At 71.5% G+C, this 14,616-nt stretch carries 15 protein-coding genes; 5 read left to right on the top strand and 10 right to left on the bottom strand.

From position 1 onward, the window contains the following. Positions 1-230: 230 nt before the first annotated feature. Entirely contained in the window at positions 231-1,205 is a 975-nt protein-coding gene (locus tag KGD83_RS26740; protein WP_212641687.1) for a LacI family DNA-binding transcriptional regulator, read from the bottom strand. 188 nt (positions 1,206-1,393) lie between these two features. Between KGD83_RS26740 and KGD83_RS26735 the strand changes: the two genes are divergently transcribed. Then, positions 1,394-2,677: a pectate lyase family protein gene (locus KGD83_RS26735; protein ID WP_212641686.1), complete on the top strand. Its 1,284-nt coding sequence runs from the start codon at positions 1,394-1,396 to the stop codon at positions 2,675-2,677. 72 nt (positions 2,678-2,749) lie between these two features. On the opposite strand, the gene KGD83_RS26730 is transcribed toward KGD83_RS26735, so the two are convergent. The 3 genes from KGD83_RS26730 to KGD83_RS26720 all read right to left on the bottom strand — a co-directional run bounded on the left by KGD83_RS26730 (position 2,750) and on the right by KGD83_RS26720 (position 4,391). Further along, positions 2,750-3,403 carry a DUF4333 domain-containing protein gene (locus tag KGD83_RS26730; protein WP_212641685.1) on the bottom strand — a complete coding sequence of 218 codons (654 nt, stop codon included), beginning with the start codon at positions 3,401-3,403 and terminating at the stop codon, positions 2,750-2,752. Between the two features lie 266 nt (positions 3,404-3,669). After that, entirely contained in the window at positions 3,670-4,026 is a 357-nt protein-coding gene (locus KGD83_RS26725) for a PLD nuclease N-terminal domain-containing protein (protein ID WP_212641684.1), read from the bottom strand. A 164-nt stretch (positions 4,027-4,190) separates the two neighbouring features. Continuing rightward, positions 4,191-4,391, bottom strand: coding sequence for a BldC family transcriptional regulator (locus KGD83_RS26720; RefSeq protein WP_017535950.1), 201 nt, complete (start codon positions 4,389-4,391; stop codon positions 4,191-4,193). Between the two features lie 422 nt (positions 4,392-4,813). Here KGD83_RS26720 and KGD83_RS26715 point away from each other — a divergent pair, with 422 nt between their 5' ends. Further along, positions 4,814-5,191, top strand: a complete 378-nt coding sequence (locus KGD83_RS26715; RefSeq protein ID WP_212641683.1) for a DUF4229 domain-containing protein — start codon at positions 4,814-4,816, stop codon at positions 5,189-5,191. A gap of 142 nt (positions 5,192-5,333) precedes the next feature. Here KGD83_RS26715 and KGD83_RS26710 read toward each other — a convergent pair whose 3' ends face one another. Together KGD83_RS26710 and KGD83_RS26705 are read right to left on the bottom strand one after the other, a co-directional pair. Beyond that, the gene (locus tag KGD83_RS26710; RefSeq protein ID WP_212641682.1) at positions 5,334-6,581 is read right to left on the bottom strand and encodes an MFS transporter; all 1,248 of its coding nucleotides are present in this window, start codon (positions 6,579-6,581) and stop codon (positions 5,334-5,336) included. Further along, positions 6,578-7,249, bottom strand: a complete 672-nt coding sequence (locus KGD83_RS26705) for a winged helix-turn-helix domain-containing protein (RefSeq protein WP_212641681.1) — start codon at positions 7,247-7,249, stop codon at positions 6,578-6,580. Before KGD83_RS26705 ends, KGD83_RS26710 begins: the two co-directional genes overlap by 4 nt. Before the next feature lie 150 nt (positions 7,250-7,399). Here KGD83_RS26705 and KGD83_RS26700 point away from each other — a divergent pair, with 150 nt between their 5' ends. Both KGD83_RS26700 and KGD83_RS26695 read left to right on the top strand, forming a co-directional pair. After that, a complete protein-coding gene (locus KGD83_RS26700) occupies positions 7,400-7,657 on the top strand; it encodes a hypothetical protein (RefSeq protein ID WP_212641680.1) in 258 nt (85 codons plus the stop codon). After that, entirely contained in the window at positions 7,657-8,103 is a 447-nt protein-coding gene (locus KGD83_RS26695; protein WP_212641679.1) for a hypothetical protein, read from the top strand. Before KGD83_RS26700 ends, KGD83_RS26695 begins: the two co-directional genes overlap by 1 nt. A 10-nt stretch (positions 8,104-8,113) precedes the next feature. Here the strand turns inward: KGD83_RS26695 and KGD83_RS26690 are convergent, their stop codons facing one another. The 4 genes from KGD83_RS26690 to KGD83_RS26675 form a co-directional block, all read right to left on the bottom strand. Continuing rightward, positions 8,114-9,382 carry a delta-60 repeat domain-containing protein gene (locus KGD83_RS26690; protein ID WP_212641678.1) on the bottom strand — a complete coding sequence of 423 codons (1,269 nt, stop codon included), beginning with the start codon at positions 9,380-9,382 and terminating at the stop codon, positions 8,114-8,116. A 265-nt stretch (positions 9,383-9,647) separates the two neighbouring features. Further along, positions 9,648-10,889, bottom strand: coding sequence for a flavin-dependent oxidoreductase (locus KGD83_RS26685; protein ID WP_212641677.1), 1,242 nt, complete (start codon positions 10,887-10,889; stop codon positions 9,648-9,650). Between the two features lie 280 nt (positions 10,890-11,169). Further along, positions 11,170-11,496 carry an antibiotic biosynthesis monooxygenase family protein gene (locus KGD83_RS26680; RefSeq protein WP_212641676.1) on the bottom strand — a complete coding sequence of 109 codons (327 nt, stop codon included), beginning with the start codon at positions 11,494-11,496 and terminating at the stop codon, positions 11,170-11,172. 838 nt (positions 11,497-12,334) lie between these two features. Further along, positions 12,335-12,730, bottom strand: a complete 396-nt coding sequence (locus tag KGD83_RS26675; protein WP_212641675.1) for a VOC family protein — start codon at positions 12,728-12,730, stop codon at positions 12,335-12,337. A 997-nt stretch (positions 12,731-13,727) separates the two neighbouring features. On the opposite strand from KGD83_RS26675, the gene KGD83_RS26670 reads away from it, so the two are divergent. Next, positions 13,728-14,588 (top strand): ParB/RepB/Spo0J family partition protein, encoded by an 861-nt coding sequence (locus KGD83_RS26670; protein ID WP_249352037.1) that lies wholly within the window; start codon positions 13,728-13,730, stop codon positions 14,586-14,588. The last annotated feature ends 28 nt before the right edge of the window (positions 14,589-14,616 follow it).

The following is a 14,616-nucleotide window of genomic DNA, read 5'->3' as shown; positions in this document are numbered from 1 at the left end:
GTGGCTCGTTCCTCGCGATCACACGTCCGACGCCTCCAGAACCCCGCGGGCGCCCGGACGTGTTCGCTTTGGGGCTCCGCTCCGCTTCGCCCCGTGTCCGGGCGCCCGGAGAGCGGGAACCTTCGCCGTCTTCCGTGTGGTGGCTCGTTCCTCGCGATCACACGTCCGACGCCTCCAGAACCCCGCGGGCGCCCGGACGTGTTCGCTTTGGGGCTCCGTGTTCTCCGTGTTCAGGCGGGTGGGGCGGCGGTGGACCCGCGCACGACCAGGCGGGTGTCCAGGGTGACGGTGCCGGGGGAGTCCTCGCTGCTGATGCGGTGCAGCAGCAGGTCGATGGCGGCGCGTCCGGCCGCGGCGGTGGGCATGTCGACGCTGGTCAGGTCGCAGTGCCGGGCGGTGTGGGTGTTGTCGACGCCGACGACGCTGAGGTCGCCGGGCACGGACGCGCCCAGGTCCCGCAGCTTCTGGACCAGGCCGAGGGCGACCAGGTCGTTGTAGGCCAGGACCGCGGTGGCGCCGAGGTCCAGCACCTGCCGGGCGGCGGCCGCGCCGCCCTCCTCGGTGGGCTGGTTGGGGCCCACGCCGTGCAGGAGGAGGCCGCGGCGCAGGGCGGCCTCCTCCGCCGCGCGCTCCAGGCGCTGGTTGGTCCACGACGCGCGCGGGCCGGTGAGCAGGGCGATCTCGCGGTGGCCGAGGGTGGCGAGGTGGTCCACGGCCTGCTCGGCGCCCGAGGCCACGTCCATGAGGACGGCGGGCAGCCCGGCGGGCTGGCGGTTGACCACGACGAAGGGCACGTCGGCGCTGAGTTCGGCGATCAGGCGGTTGCTCAGGCGCGGCGCGACCAGGAGCGCGCCGTCCACCTGGGTGGCCATGGACCGGATCAGCTCCTCCTCCACGCGGGCCTGCTCGTCGGTGTCGGCGACGAACACGTGGTGGTCGCTGCGGCGGGCGTGGGCCTGCGCGGCCTTGATCAGGGGCGGGAAGAAGGGGTTGGCGATGTCGGCGACGATCAGCCCCAGGTTGCCGGTGCGGCGTGTGGACAGGGCGCGCGCGGCGCGGTTGGGCCGGTAGCCCAGGGCGCTGGCGGCGGCGAGCACCCGTGTCCGGGTATCGGAGTTGACCAGGTGCGAGGCGGAGAAGGTCCGGGAGACGGTGGAGACGTGCACCCCGCTCGCCAGGGCGACGTCCTTGATGGTCACGGCCACCCGTGGCCTCCTTCGATGGGGAACGGTTTCGAGGTTACTGGCAACCGGTTGTGGTTGACCAGTGCGTGCTTTCAGGTCCGGTGCCTGGTTTTCCGGGGTTTTCCCGGGTGGAAGGGGTTGACGCCGGTCCGGCTCCTGGGAGATGTTCATGCAACCGTTTGCAGTTTCCCCCCCCGAGGAGCAGAACCATGCGCAGGCTCGTACTCCCTCTGAGCGCGGTGTTGGTGATGACCGCCGTCGCGCCCGTCCAGGCGGCGCCCGACGTGGGCAGGCAGGTCCTGCCCGAGGGCGACGGCTGGGCCTCGGCCGGAGGCGGGACGACGGGAGGCGCGGACGCCTCCCCGGAGAACGTCCTCCGCGTCTCCACGGCGCAGGAGTTCCGCGAGGCGGTGAGCGGTGACGAGCCCAAGATCGTCTACGTCGAGGGCCTCATCGACGCGAACACGGCGCCGGACGGCACGCCCCTGTCGTGCGGGGACTACGCCGTGGACGGCTACACGCTGGAGGACTACCTGACCGCCTACGACCCCGAGGTGTGGGGCTGGCAGGACCCCAGCGGCCCGCTGGAGGAGGCCCGCGAGGCCTCGGCCGACGCCCAGGCGGAGCGCGTCCGGGTGGAGGTCGGATCCAACACGACCGTGGTGGGCGCCGGGGACGGCGCCGAGATCACCGGGATGAGCATCCGGGTGATCGGCGCGAGCAACGTCATCCTGCGCGACCTCACCCTGTCCGACACGCACGACTGCTTCCCGGGCTGGGACCCCGGCGACGGCGGTGAGGGCAACTGGAACTCCGAGTACGACCACCTGGAGATCTCCGGTTCCACGAACGTGTGGATCGACCACAACACGTTCGACGACGGCGACAACCCGGGCTCGGAGCTGCCGGAGTACTTCGGGCGCCGGTACGAGGTGCACGACGGCCTGCTCGACATCGTGCGCGCCAGCGACCTGGTGACGGTGTCCTACAACCACTTCGAAGGCCGGGACAAGGCCATCCTGGTGGGCAACAGCGACGGCCGCACCACCGATCGCAGGTACCTGCGCACCACCTGGCACCACAACCACTTCGACGGCCTGGGCCAGCGCGCGCCCCGCGTGCGCTACGGGCAGGTGCACGTCTACAACAACCACTACACGGTGGCCACGGACCTGTACCAGTACAGCCTGGGCGTGGGCTTCGAGTCGCACCTGTACGCGGAGAACAACCTGTTCGACCTGCGCGACGGCATCACGGCCGGGGAGATCGTCGGCAACTGGGGCGGCACCGACATCGTGGAGCACGGGAACGCGGTGATGGAGGACGGCCGCGGGCGCGTCACGGAGGTGGACCTGGTGCGGGAGCACAACGACGCCTACCCCGATCAAGCGCTGGGCACCGACCTGACCTGGGTGCCGCAGTTCTCCACGCGGGTGGAACCGGTGCACGCGGTCCGCGGCGTGCCGCGCGAGGCGGGCGCGGGAGTGCTCTGAGTCCGGCGCTCCCGGTGTGGTCGCGTAACGGGAGGCAGGCCCGCCCGGCCCCGTCCGGGCGGGCCGCCGCGGTTACAGGGGCTGGTCGTCGACCTTGATGTCCCACTGGACGTCGTCGCCGTCGACCGAGGTGGTCGTGATGGTCACGCCGTAGTTCATGCCGCCGTCCACGAGGTTGCAGCGGATCTCGGCGCCCACCTCCGCGGGGAGGCCCTGGGAGCAGGAGAAGTCCTCGGGGGCCTGGCCGACCACCGCCTCCAACTGCGAGGCCGACTGCTGGGCGACCTGGTCGGCGGGGACGACCCCGTCGTTCGCGGCGGTGCCTCCGTCCCCACCGGCCCCCCCGCCCGCGTCGTTCCCGGCGGCGCCGTCCTCGGCGGCGCCGTCACCGGCCGGGGCGTCGTCGACCTCGATGTCCCACTGGACGTCGTCGCCGTCGACCGAGGTGGTCGTGATGGTCACGCCGTAGTTCATGCCGCCGTCCACGAGGTTGCAGCGGATCTCGGCGCCCACCTCCGCGGGGAGGTCCTCGGGGCAGGTGAGGTCGTCGGGGGTCTGGCCCACCTGCTCGGCCAGCATCTCGCTGGACCGTTCGGCGACCTGTTCGGCGCTGACGGAGTCGGGACCGCCGATGCTGAACTCGAACGAACAGCCGGTGGACAGCAGAAGAGCAGCCGCGCCCAGTGCCGCTCCGGTGATGACTCGACGGTGTCCGGTCTGCCGCATCGCGGCCTCCTCAGTACTCGGCGGTGTGTACGGGTGTGGACGCCGAATGCGAAGAGCGGGTTCCGGAGCGGACGGCTCCGATGCGGGGATGTGACATCGGTGTCCGGTCCGTGCGCGCGGTGCCGCGCCGGGGAACCGCCCGGACGTCCGGACGTGCTTGCCCCGGGGCGGGGGAACGGGAAGGGTGGAACACAGCGGTGGGGGCCGCGTCCTGTCGGGCGGCCCCCACCGTCGTCGTGTACCGGTCCGGGTCGGTCGTGTCCGGGTCAGTCCTCCGGATCGATCCGCCGGTTGAGTCGTCGCAGGAACTCGGGGTCGTCGTCCGGGCCGAGCGGGTGCGGGCTGCCCGAGGGCTTGGTGAAGTCGGACGGGTCGAGGTCGTCGGCCGAGGCCGTGGCCTGTGTCGGGGAGGGCGCGCTCCCGCTGGGTGCGGCCGCCTGGCGCGGGCGGCCGAGGAGGAGCCACAGGATGGCGCCGACGGGCACGAACAGCACGATGACGAACACCCACAGCACCTTCGGCAGAGTGCGCACCTCAGAGGAAGGGGTGGTGAGCGCGTCGAAGAACGCGTACACCCACAGAACGATCGATACGAGCGTGATCAGGCCACCGAGCCACACCATGGTTCCAGCCTAACTCTTGCAGTCGACTCCTCACGGTCGGGACACCGGGCCGGAGGGCAGGGGGGAGTCCGCGGGCGGCTGACCGGCCGACGGGGCGGCCGGAGGGCCCTGCGGCTCCTGGATCTCTGGCTCCCGCCGGATGGGCTGTCTCGGGGCACTCGGCCTCAGGGCGTGCTCTCGCTCGGCTCCCCGAGCAGGAGGGCGCGCACCTCGGACTCGCGGAAGCGGCGGTGCCCTCCCGGAGTCCGGATGCTGCTGATCCGCCCGGAGGCGGCCCAGCGCGTGACGGTCTTGGGATCAACCCGGAAGAGTGAGGCCACTTCCCCGGGGGTCAACAGGCGTTCGCTTGCTCGTTCCACCTTCACATTCCCCCAATCGTGCCCGCCTCGGACTGCGGGGGCGGCGGGCGTTTGATCCCCTAGTGTGCACGAGTTGGACCGTTTCCTCCCTAGTTTTCGGAGAAATTGCGGTGTTGGGGGGAGGAGTACCGGATATGTGACCGGAACGTGATGTTCGGGCCCTGCTGTCGGGATTGGAAACATCCCATGACTATGCGAATCGTGTTCGCCTATGTCCCGTTCCCCTGTGCCGCGGGTGACACACCGACCCGATGCCCGTCGCAGCGGGCACGCCCTTAACCTGGAGATAAGGACCTGTGGAAGGCCGTCGGCCCGACCCGTGCCGGGTGTGGGAACGTCCGGACACGGGTGTTGACCGGGCGTTCCGCGCCGCCGATGGGCGTAGCGACCAATCTAGTCCAGGTAATCGTCTGTTGTGAGGCTTTTGGATGCGTAGCTTGCTGACCTATACCGCCGCCCGCCTGGGGCTGTTCGCGGCGGCCTTCGGAGTGGTCTACCTTTTCGGCGCCCGTGCGTGGATCGCCCTCATCCTGGCCTGGCTGGTCAGTGGACTCGCCTCCTACGTCCTGCTGTCCGGGATGCGCGACAGGATCTCCGCGAGCGCGGTGGAGCGGATGGAGCGCCGCAAGGCGGACGGCGTGTCCGCGCGCCTGTCGGCCGCCTCCGCCCGCGAGGACGGGTTCCAGGAGGCGTCGGAGCAGGAGGCGGCCCCGGCCGGGGCGGACGCCGGAGCCGGTGCCGAGGCGGACGAGGCCGGGGAGGGCGCGAGGAACGAGGACGCGCCGACCGCGGCCAGGGAGTCCTGACCGGGCCCCGCGCTCCCGCGAACCTCAGCCGGGCGCGGCCGGTGCCGCCCCGGCGCGCCGCGGCCGGGGGCCGGATCCCGCGCTCCCGCCCACCTCAGCCCGTGCCCGCGTGCGTGTGCCTCAGCCGGGGTCGGCCGGTGCCTCAGCCCGTGCCCGCCCCGTCAGGTGACCGGTCCGGCTCCGTCCCGCGCCTGTCCAGGCCCCCGGCCGCGCGGCCCACGAGCGGCGGCAGGACCGCGGCCAGGTAGAGGGCCGCGCACGCCAGCAGCACCGGCGCCGCTCCGAGCAGCCCGGCCGCCGCGCCCGCCACGGGCGCGCCCAGCGGCGCCGCCATCCGGGTCAGCGCGCCGATCGTCGCCGTCCCCCGCCCCACGGCGCGGCGGGGCAGGCGCTCGAACATCACCGCGCCCAGGATCGGGTTGAGCACCCCGCCCCCGAGCCCGCACAGACCCCACACCGCCAGGACCGCCCACAGCGGCACGTCCAGCGCCAGTACGACCAGCCGGGGCGGCCCGGCCAGCACCAGCCCCGCGAAGAACACCGCCCGCCGGGGCAGCAGGTGCCCGACCGCCGTGGCCGCGAGCGAGCCCACCACCGAGGCCGCGCCCATCACGCCGCCCAGGAGGCCGACCACCGCGGGGCCCATGCCGTTCTCGTCCACCCAGACCGGCAGCAGCACCGAGGCCACGGACATGTCGATCATGTTGGTGACCGCGAGCACGACCACCAGGACGCGCAGCGTGGCGTCGCCCCAGACCGCCCGCCAGCCGGTGCGCAGCCTCGCCAGGTAGCCCGAGTCCGCCTCGGGGTCCTCGCCCGGGCCGGGGCGCTCCCCGGGCTGGGTAGCGGCCAGCACCACCGCCGCCGCGGCGAGCAGCGCGGCGTTCGCGTACAGGGCCGGGAGCGCGCCGAGCAGGGACACCAGGCCGCCCGCGGCCACCGGCCCGACGGTCGTGGACAGCCGGTCCACGGTTCCGGTGAGCCCGGTGACGCGTTCGAGGCGCGTCCCCGTGCGTTCGGCGACGGCCGGGGCCATGGAGACCTTGGCGGCCTCGGCGGGGCCGGTGGCCAGGCCGATCACCGTCACCAGCACCAGGAGCACGGGGAAGGACAGCAGTCCGGCCGTGTGCAGCAGCGGGACGCAGACCACCGCCGCCGCGGCGACGAGGTCGGCGCGCACGCTCACCGCGCGCTGGCCCATCCGGTCCAGCAGTGGTCCGCCCAGCAGCCGGGCCAGGGTGTAGGAGCCGATCTCGAAGAAGGCCACCGCCCCCATGGACGCCGGGCTGCCGGTGGTCTCCAGGACGAACCAGGGAATGGCGATCATCGCCAGCCGCGTGGCGGTGTAGCACAGGGCCTGGGCGGCGACCAGTCCGCCGACGCTCCTCACGCTCCCGTCTCCGTCGCCCCGTCGTCCCCCTCGCCGTCCTCCGTGCCCGGTCCCCGGTCCTCGGGGTCGGGGAAGGCGGCGAACTGGACGTGCACCGGTCGGCTGCCGGGGGCGCCGGTCTCGCGCGTGTAGCGGTCGAAGAGCGCGCGGACCTCCTCCCGGAAGGCGGCGAGCTCCTCCAGGGTCAGTTCCGTGCGCCGCCCGGACATGACCTGGGCCTCGCGCCAGCCCTCGGGCTGGGCCGCCCACAGGTTGACGGCCGAGGCCAGTTCCCCGCTCCAACTGGCGGCCAGGGCCATGCGCACGGCGGTGCTCAGCTCGGGCTCGTCGGTGTCCAGGTGCTCGGGGAAGCGGAAGCCCTTGTGCCTGGAGCGCCACCAGCGCTCCCGCGTGGTGCCCAGGGAGGGGTCCTCCTCGATGAACCCGTGCGCCTCCAACTGCCGGAGGTGGTAGCTGGCCGAGGCGGAGGAGACGTCCAGCCACTCCGAGACGGTCTTGCCGGTGGCGGGCCCCCGCTGCTGGAGGAGGTTGAGGACGCGGATGCGCAGGGGGTGGGCCAGCCCGCGGAGGGAGCGGGCGTCGAGGGTCGCCGCGTGGGCGAAGGGGTCGGGGGCGCGGTCCGGGACCTGGGAGGGGGTCTCGTCGTCGCGGGGGGTGGAGTCGTTCATACGGCCACTGTAGACGTCCAAGGGTTCTTGGCCAAGAGTTGTTGGCCAAGAACCCTTGGTCTGGTTCCGGCAATCCGGAACCTACGACTCCATGGGTCATATATCTAGTTTCCTAGGCGCTTGAGTAGCAATCGGCCTAGCTTTAGACTCATGGTCAACAAGCGGATGAAGGCGCGGGTCCTGCTCGCCCTGGTGCGCCGAATGGCGCGCAAGAACGGCCTGCGCCTGGAAGAACTCAAAGGACGAGGCAAAGGATCACACCAGACCTACGTCCTCCTGGGCGAAGGCGGAGTACAGGTCGGTCGTTTCATGGTCACGCAACATTCCAAGGAGCTGTCCCGGGGCCTTCTACAGGACGTGGAGGACGGCTTGCAGCACCTGTTCGGTGAGAAATGGATGGAGAAGTGATGCCTGACTACACGGCTACCGTCATCCGCGACGAGGACCTCTGGGTCGTACGTGTCTCGGGGCTGCCCGAACACGTCGTCGGAACGGTCGACTACGTGCACTTCTCCGAGATCAAGGACGAGGTTCCCGAGGCCATCGCCGACCTCACGGACACCGATCCGGAGGACTTCACGATCACCTGGCGTTACGAGTTCGGCGGCGAGGACGTGACCGAGGACGTCATCCAGTACCTCGTGGCGGAGGAGGAGTTCCGGCGGTCCCAGGCCGAGCGCGACCGGGCCCGCGCCCGGGTCCTGGAGACCATGCGGAGGGAGGGCGTCACACAGCGGGCCATGGCCGACGTCGTGGACCTCTCGCACCAGCGCGTCCACCAGCTGCTCAAGGGAGTGGACACGCCGGTGCCCGGCGGGCGTCGGGGGCGCCGCAGGGACGCCCCCGTTTCCTGAGGTCCCCTGTTCAGGAGAGCGGGAACATCCCCAGCCGGGCGTGGTACTCGTCGGCGAGGCGCTCGGTGTCGCTGCCCACGTACAGCCCGTCGGAGGTGGCCAGCATCGCCTCCACGCCGTGGCCGCGCGTCCGGCCGGGGTTCCACGGCAGGGCCTTGCCGGACTCGGGGTCCACGGCCGCGATGCCCTCGCGCGCCACCGAGCCGGGCCCCGGGTTGAGCGCGCCCTCGGGGTTGTCCATCCAGCGCTGGTGCCCGCCCACGTACACCGCCGCCGACGTGATCTCAACCGAGTACAGCGAGTCGCCGCCGGTCTTGTTGCTCCAGGTGGGCTCCGAGCCCGGGGCGTCGGTGTTCTCGAAGCGCGCGACGGACTTGCACAGGCCCGGCCTGACGTAGGGACCGCCCCCCGTCACCACCGCGAAGTAGGAGCCGTCCGGGGAGAAGGCCATCCGCCGCATGTAGGTGTGCAGCTCCTCGTAGTCGCAGGCCGCCTCGTAGGCGGACGTCGACCACGGGGTGACCGAGCCGCTCGCGGTGTCCAGCATGGCGATCTGGTGCCGCTCGTGGCCGTCGATCCTGGTAAAGGAGCCGTTGACGAGCAGCCGCCGCCGGTCCGGGCTCAGCGCCAGCTCCTGGACCTTCAGCACGCCCTGGCGCGCGTCGGACACGTCGGGCGTGAAGCCGGTGTCCACCTCGCCGGACCCGGAGTCGAGGCGGACCAGCGTGGGCTGGTCCACGCCGTTCACCCCCGAGAAGCTGCCGCCCACGTACAGGTGCTCGCCGTCGCCGGCGATGCGTTGGACGCGGCCACCGTCGACGGAGGCGTCGAACTCCGGCACCCGGTCGCCGTCGTCCACCGACAACCGGGCCAGCCCGTCGGCGGGCCGGCCGCCCACAGAGCCGAAGTCCCCGCCCGCGATCACCGTCCCGTCCGGTCCGGGGGCCAGCGTGGTGACGGTGCCGTCCACCTCCGGTTCGAACCCGTGGAGGATCCGCCCGGTGCCGTGCTCGAACGCGAACAGGTGGGGAAGGTCGTGGGCGCGGCCCCCCTCGGTCCGGCTGACCTGTGTGAAGCTTCCGGCGACGAGGATGGCGTCGCCGACGCGCAGGATGTCCTTGACCGCGCCGTCCAGGACGTGCGGCGTCCACTGCACGGGCTGTTCGCTGACCACGCGCGCGTGGTCGGCCTCCGCGGCGGGCGAGGCGGTCGCGACCCCGGCGGGGAGTAGGAGCAACGTGCCCATCGTCAGGGCGAGCAGCGGGCGGCTGGGTTTCACGGAAGGACTCTCCCTCGGTCGTGCGGGTCCATGCGTGCGGGCCGACCGGAGGAGCCGGTCGGCGGGTGTCCGCACCCTCTCAGAGGGTCGCATAAAAACTACGGAGAGTGACGCACGCCGAGCGCGGTTCCGGACCGGAGGGGCCGGCGGGACAGGCGGGACCGCGGAACGGCGTGCGGTCCCGGCCAGGGGCGGGACCGCACGGCGAGGGGCCCGGCCGTGGTGCTCCCACGGCCGGGCCCCAGGGCCCTACGGGGGCCCGGAGTCAGCGGGCGCGGGCGCCCGAGGCGTCCAGGCCCCCGTTGTCCGCCAGCCGCTCGACCGCGGCCCGGTAGTCGTCGGTGACCGCCTCCAGCAGGGTGCTCTTCTCCCGGTCCGTCCGCCCCGCCATCGAGCGCTCCGAACGGTCCATCCTGCGGTTGGCCCGGACGATCTCGTTGGTCGCGGGGAGCCGCACGTCCTCGTACCGCCGCAGCGCCGCCTCCACGTCGCCGCCGGCCCCCAACTCGGCGGCGAGGGCCGCGGCGTCGAGGACGGCCTGGGACGCGCCGTTGGCCCCGATCGGGTACATCAGGTGGGCCGCGTCCCCGAGCAGGGTCGTGCGGCCCTCGCCCCAGTGCTCCAGCGGGTCCCGGTCCACCATGGGGTACTGGAGGATCCGCTCGCTGCGGGCGAGCACGCCGGGCACGTCGAGCCAGCCGAAGTCCCAGTGCGCGTAGTGCGGGGCGAGTTCCTCGATGCGCCCGTGATCGTTCCAGTCCGCGTCGACGGAGAGGCCGGGGGAGGGCACCAGGCACACCCAGTTGAGCAGGGCTCGGCCGCGCGCCGCGTGCCGGGCCGAGATCGGATAGGCGACGAGTCTGGCCGAGTGCTCGTCGTTGGCGACGATCATGGTGCGCCCGTCCAGGAAGCCGTCCAGCTCGGTCAGGCCCCGCCACATGTGGACGCCTCCGCCGGACAGGGCGGTGCGGTCGGGGTGGAGCCGCGCGCGGACGCGCGAGTGCAGCCCGTCCGCGCCGACCAGTGCCGTTCCCGTGACCTCCGCGGCCCCGCCGGACCGGTCGCGGGCCAGGGCGCGCACGCCCGTCGAGGTCTGCTCGAAGGACTCCAGGCGAAGGCCGGTGCGGACCGCGCCGGGGCCCAGGCGCTCGCGGACGGCATCCAGCAGGAGCAGTTGGAGTTCACCGCGGTGGATCGAGTACTGCGGGTGCTCGTTTCCCGCCGCCACACCGCGGGGTTCGTTCCAGAGGGTGGTGCCCCTGTGGTCGAGGTAGAGGTGCTCCCTGGTGGGGATGCCCGTCGAGGCGAGCGCGTCGCCGAGGCCGAGGGCGGTCAACTCGGCGATCGCCGCGGGCTGGACGTTGATGCCGACCCCGAGCGGCCGGATCTCCTCGGCGGTTTCCAGAACGGTGGAGCTGATTCCGTGGGAGTGCAGGGCGAGGGCTGTGGCCAGCCCTCCGATCCCGGCGCCGACGATCACGATGTCGGCACCATCGGCTGAGGTCATGGCGGCCCTCCGTGCTTCCTGCGACCTGGTGGCCGCGTTGTCTGCGGGCACGCGCGCGCCCGTCGGGTGGTGCGGTCGATGGGCCCGGGGTCCCGGTGCACCAGAGGTGCTATCACGGCGGGAGCCGATCACCCAAGGGAGTCAGCCGGGCGCCCGCACACGAGACGGGCGGAGGCCCGGGCGGACGGTGCGCCGACTTCCCGGTCGCGCACGTGTCCGGCTCCGGACCCCCGCCCGCTCGCGCAAGGGAGGATGGGGAGGAAGGACCTGTGATCCTTTGTCAGGCGTGGTGGGTCGAGACCACCGAGTACACGCCGGGCGCGGGGGTGGCCAGCGCCGCGGCCTTCTTGCCGTAGGCCTGGGCCTCGGGGTCGGCCATGGTCGCCTGGATGTCCGCCGGGCTGTTCCACTGGGCCAGGTTGATGACCTTGGTCCCGTCCAGGCTGGCCAGGATGTTCACCGACACGAACCCGGGGCGGTTCTTCATGACCTTCTCGGTGCCCTCGTTGAGGACGTCGACGAGCTGCTGCTGCTTCTCCTTCTCCACCTCGAAGACGTTGACGAGGACGGCGAGGCCGTCGTTTGCGCTAATAACGGTTTCACTCATGAAACGGAGGCTAGCAGAAGGGGTATGCGGAAATAAAGGTGGTTCCAGGGATTTCTGGGAAAAGTTGGAAGCGCTTTTTTATACGCCGAATGAACAGGCGTCCCCGGTTGGAGTGGCAGTGCTCTTCAATGTGCGCTGCCCGGGTGTGCGCCTGTTATTCGTGCGCGGTTCGACTTCCGGTTGTCGGCGTGGGGCGGCTGGCCCGGTCGCTTTGTCCGCCGCCCCGGGGGAAGCCCGTTCGAGTGTCTGTCGGGCATTCACCCCGGGCGGGGCGCGGTTCCGTGTTCCGGTGGACCGCTTCCGCGGCTGCGCTCCGTGTTCGGGTACGGCGTTGGAACCTTTTCGACCGGCGTCCTCTCCGCTTCGGTCCCCCTTCCGCGTGGTCTTCGGCGGAGCCCGTCCCCGGGGCCCCTACTTCTCTCGGACGGTGCTTTCGCCAGTGAACTTCCTGGTAATAGCGGTTGCGGCATCACCGGAAGGCGGGCGCGGCGGTCACCGGCCTCCGCGGACCGGCCCCCCGTGCGTCCGGCCGGGTGCGGTGCCGCCCCCCACCCCCGCCGTTGTTCCGGCAGGCGGGTGAAAAGGATTCGACGCGCCTACCAGGTCCTTTTGATGGAATGGCTGGCAATGGCCAAGGGTAATCGGCCGGATGAGCTTCGAGTTCCCTTCGAAAGCTCCCCGGTGAGTCCCGGCCGTGCAACTGGGGATAATGCCCGGTTGTCCTTGTGTCCGCCGCTTTCCGCTTCGTCCGCCTCCTTTCTGCCTAGGTGTGGGCGCGGGGGTTCGGTTTACCTGGAAGGATGATTCGCGGACCCCTGTCGGCGGGAGCCTCCCAAGGTCACCTTCCGCCTTCGATGAGGCCGTAGACGTTGCCGTCCCAACCGGATACCTGGGCCCACCGGTTCCCCTTTCTCCACGCGGTGTCCTGCGGCTCCGTCAGAATTTCGATTCCCTGTCCGCGCAGGTTCTCGCACACGGCGTCGAGGTCGTCGCAGTTGAACCACCCCTGGGCCATGCGGCCGACCCGCGACCTCATCTCCTCCAGGAGCCCTTGGTCGACCCGGGCGATTGCCACGCTGGTCTGCGACCCGGGAAGGTGCACCTCCACCCAGCGCTGTCCGCCCTGGTGGACGGTGTCGACCTCCAGCCGGAAACCGAGCGCCTCCGTCAGGAAGTCCAGGGTCCTCTGCTGGTCGCTGGTGTAGAGCACGGAGAGCCGGGGGTGGGTGAGCATGGGCTTCCTCTCGGGGCCGACGGGGCGGCTGCGTCCGCAGCCGGAGGAACCGTAGTGCAGGCGGACGGAGGACTCACGCGACGGCCGCACACCGCCGCTCGCCCCTCCACCGGCCCCGTGCCGGCCCCCGCTCCCCTCCGCCCCCGCAGGGGAGGCCGACCGGCGGCCCGGTGCGCGCCCGCGCCCCGCTCCGCGCGGACTCCGCCCCTCCAACCGCGCCCCCGCGACGGTCATGAACCCACTCCTCTCCCCAGCCGGTCCGCTGACGCCCTTCACCTCCATGACGGACGGCGGGGGGAGAAGGTGACCGGAGTCGGTGGAGAGGGCGAACGGCCGCGCGGGGCGCCGCCGATCCGTGTTCCTGCCCGAAGAGAACGGGGTCCGCGGAAGTACGCCATTTCTGCGGAGTCGCGCCGTGTCACGAAAGGTCACGCGGAGCGTTCATCCGGAGAAAAAGCAAGGAACCGACCGTGTTTCTCGGATTGTCCGCGCGACCCGTGCCCGTGCACGCGTGCCTGCCCGTGCTTGACGCCGTCTCCCCAGTTCACAAGGGCCCGGACACATTCCCTCCCGCCGTCGCCGGAGGACGGGAAGGTGTCCGGTTCCCCCCTCCCTGCCGCACTCAGGCCGCTTTCACCTGGGGTTTTCCGGGACGCCCGCCCCGGCCCCGTGTTTTCGCCGCTGTCCGATTGCGGACAGCTTCGCGCTGGCGCTGCTGCGGGTCTCAACCTAGTCTGAAACCGGTTGTGATCCCCTCTGGAGAGTCCACCCTGCTCGCATGCCCTTCACGAAGGGAAATTTCACTGTGCCTGCCCAAACCATCCCATCCGCCCCTGGACTGGGGGAGGGTCAGAGAAATGACGGTGACCTGCTTCCCGAGGTGGCTGACATACTCAGGGATCTACCCCAGGGAATTGTTCCGATCGCGGACCTCGCCCCTTCCCTTTCTCCGCGCGAGAAGATGGAGGACCCGGCCCACGCCCGTGTGATCGCGGAAATGGGAAGCGGTGTCGAACCCATCCTCGTCCACCGCCGCACCATGCGCGTGATCGACGGAGTGCACCGTATCCGTGCCGCGCGCATGAGGGGGAAAACCGAGATCAGGGCCCGTTTCTTCGACGGCAGCGACGAGGACGCCTTCGTCCTCGCGGTGCAGCTCAACGTGGGGCACGGGCTTCCGCTGACCCTGAGCGAACGCAGGACCTCCGCCCAACGCATCGTCCTGTCCCATCCGCACTGGTCCGACCGGGCCATCGCGAGGAGGGCCGGGCTGAACGCCAAGACGGTGGCCAGGCTCCGCCGGGAGGCGGGCGAGGGGGGTTCCGCCGCGGAGAGCAGGGTGGGCATGGACGGAAGGGCCAGGCCGCTGAGCAGCGTCGAGGGCCGACGCAGCGCCGCGGCCATCCTCGCCGAGAACCCCGAGATCTCGCTGCGTGAGGTCTCCAGGAAGAGCGGCCTTTCGGTGGGCACGGTCCGGGACGTCCGCAAGCGCGTCGACCGGGGCCAGGACCCCATCCCGGAGCGCTTCCGCCGCAACGGCGGGGAGCACGCCCCCGTGTCTGTCGCGGTCCGCGAGCCGGACCGCAGGTCCCGGGTCACCGAGTCCACGGCGGTGGGAGAGACCGCGGCGGCCGTTCGCAAGCTCGCCCGGGATCCCTCCCTGCGTGCCACCGAAGCCGGTCGGACCCTGCTGCGCATGCTGACGATCACCGAGGTCGGACGCTCGCAGTGGGACGAGATCATCAGGACGATCCCCGAGCACTGGCTGCCCCTCGTCCGCGCCATCGTCCTCCAGCGCTCCCAGGAGCTGCGGGAACTCGCCTACCTGGTGCCCGGTGAGGACGCGGACTCCGGCTGAGGCCCGTCCGGCGTCCCCCAGCGTTTCC

The sequence above is a fragment of the Nocardiopsis akebiae genome, assembly GCF_018316795.1.
Lineage (GTDB): Bacteria > Actinomycetota > Actinomycetes > Streptosporangiales > Streptosporangiaceae > Nocardiopsis > Nocardiopsis dassonvillei.
The sequence above is the reverse complement of the archived record's forward strand: the minus strand, read 5'-3'. Positions and strand labels throughout refer to the sequence as shown.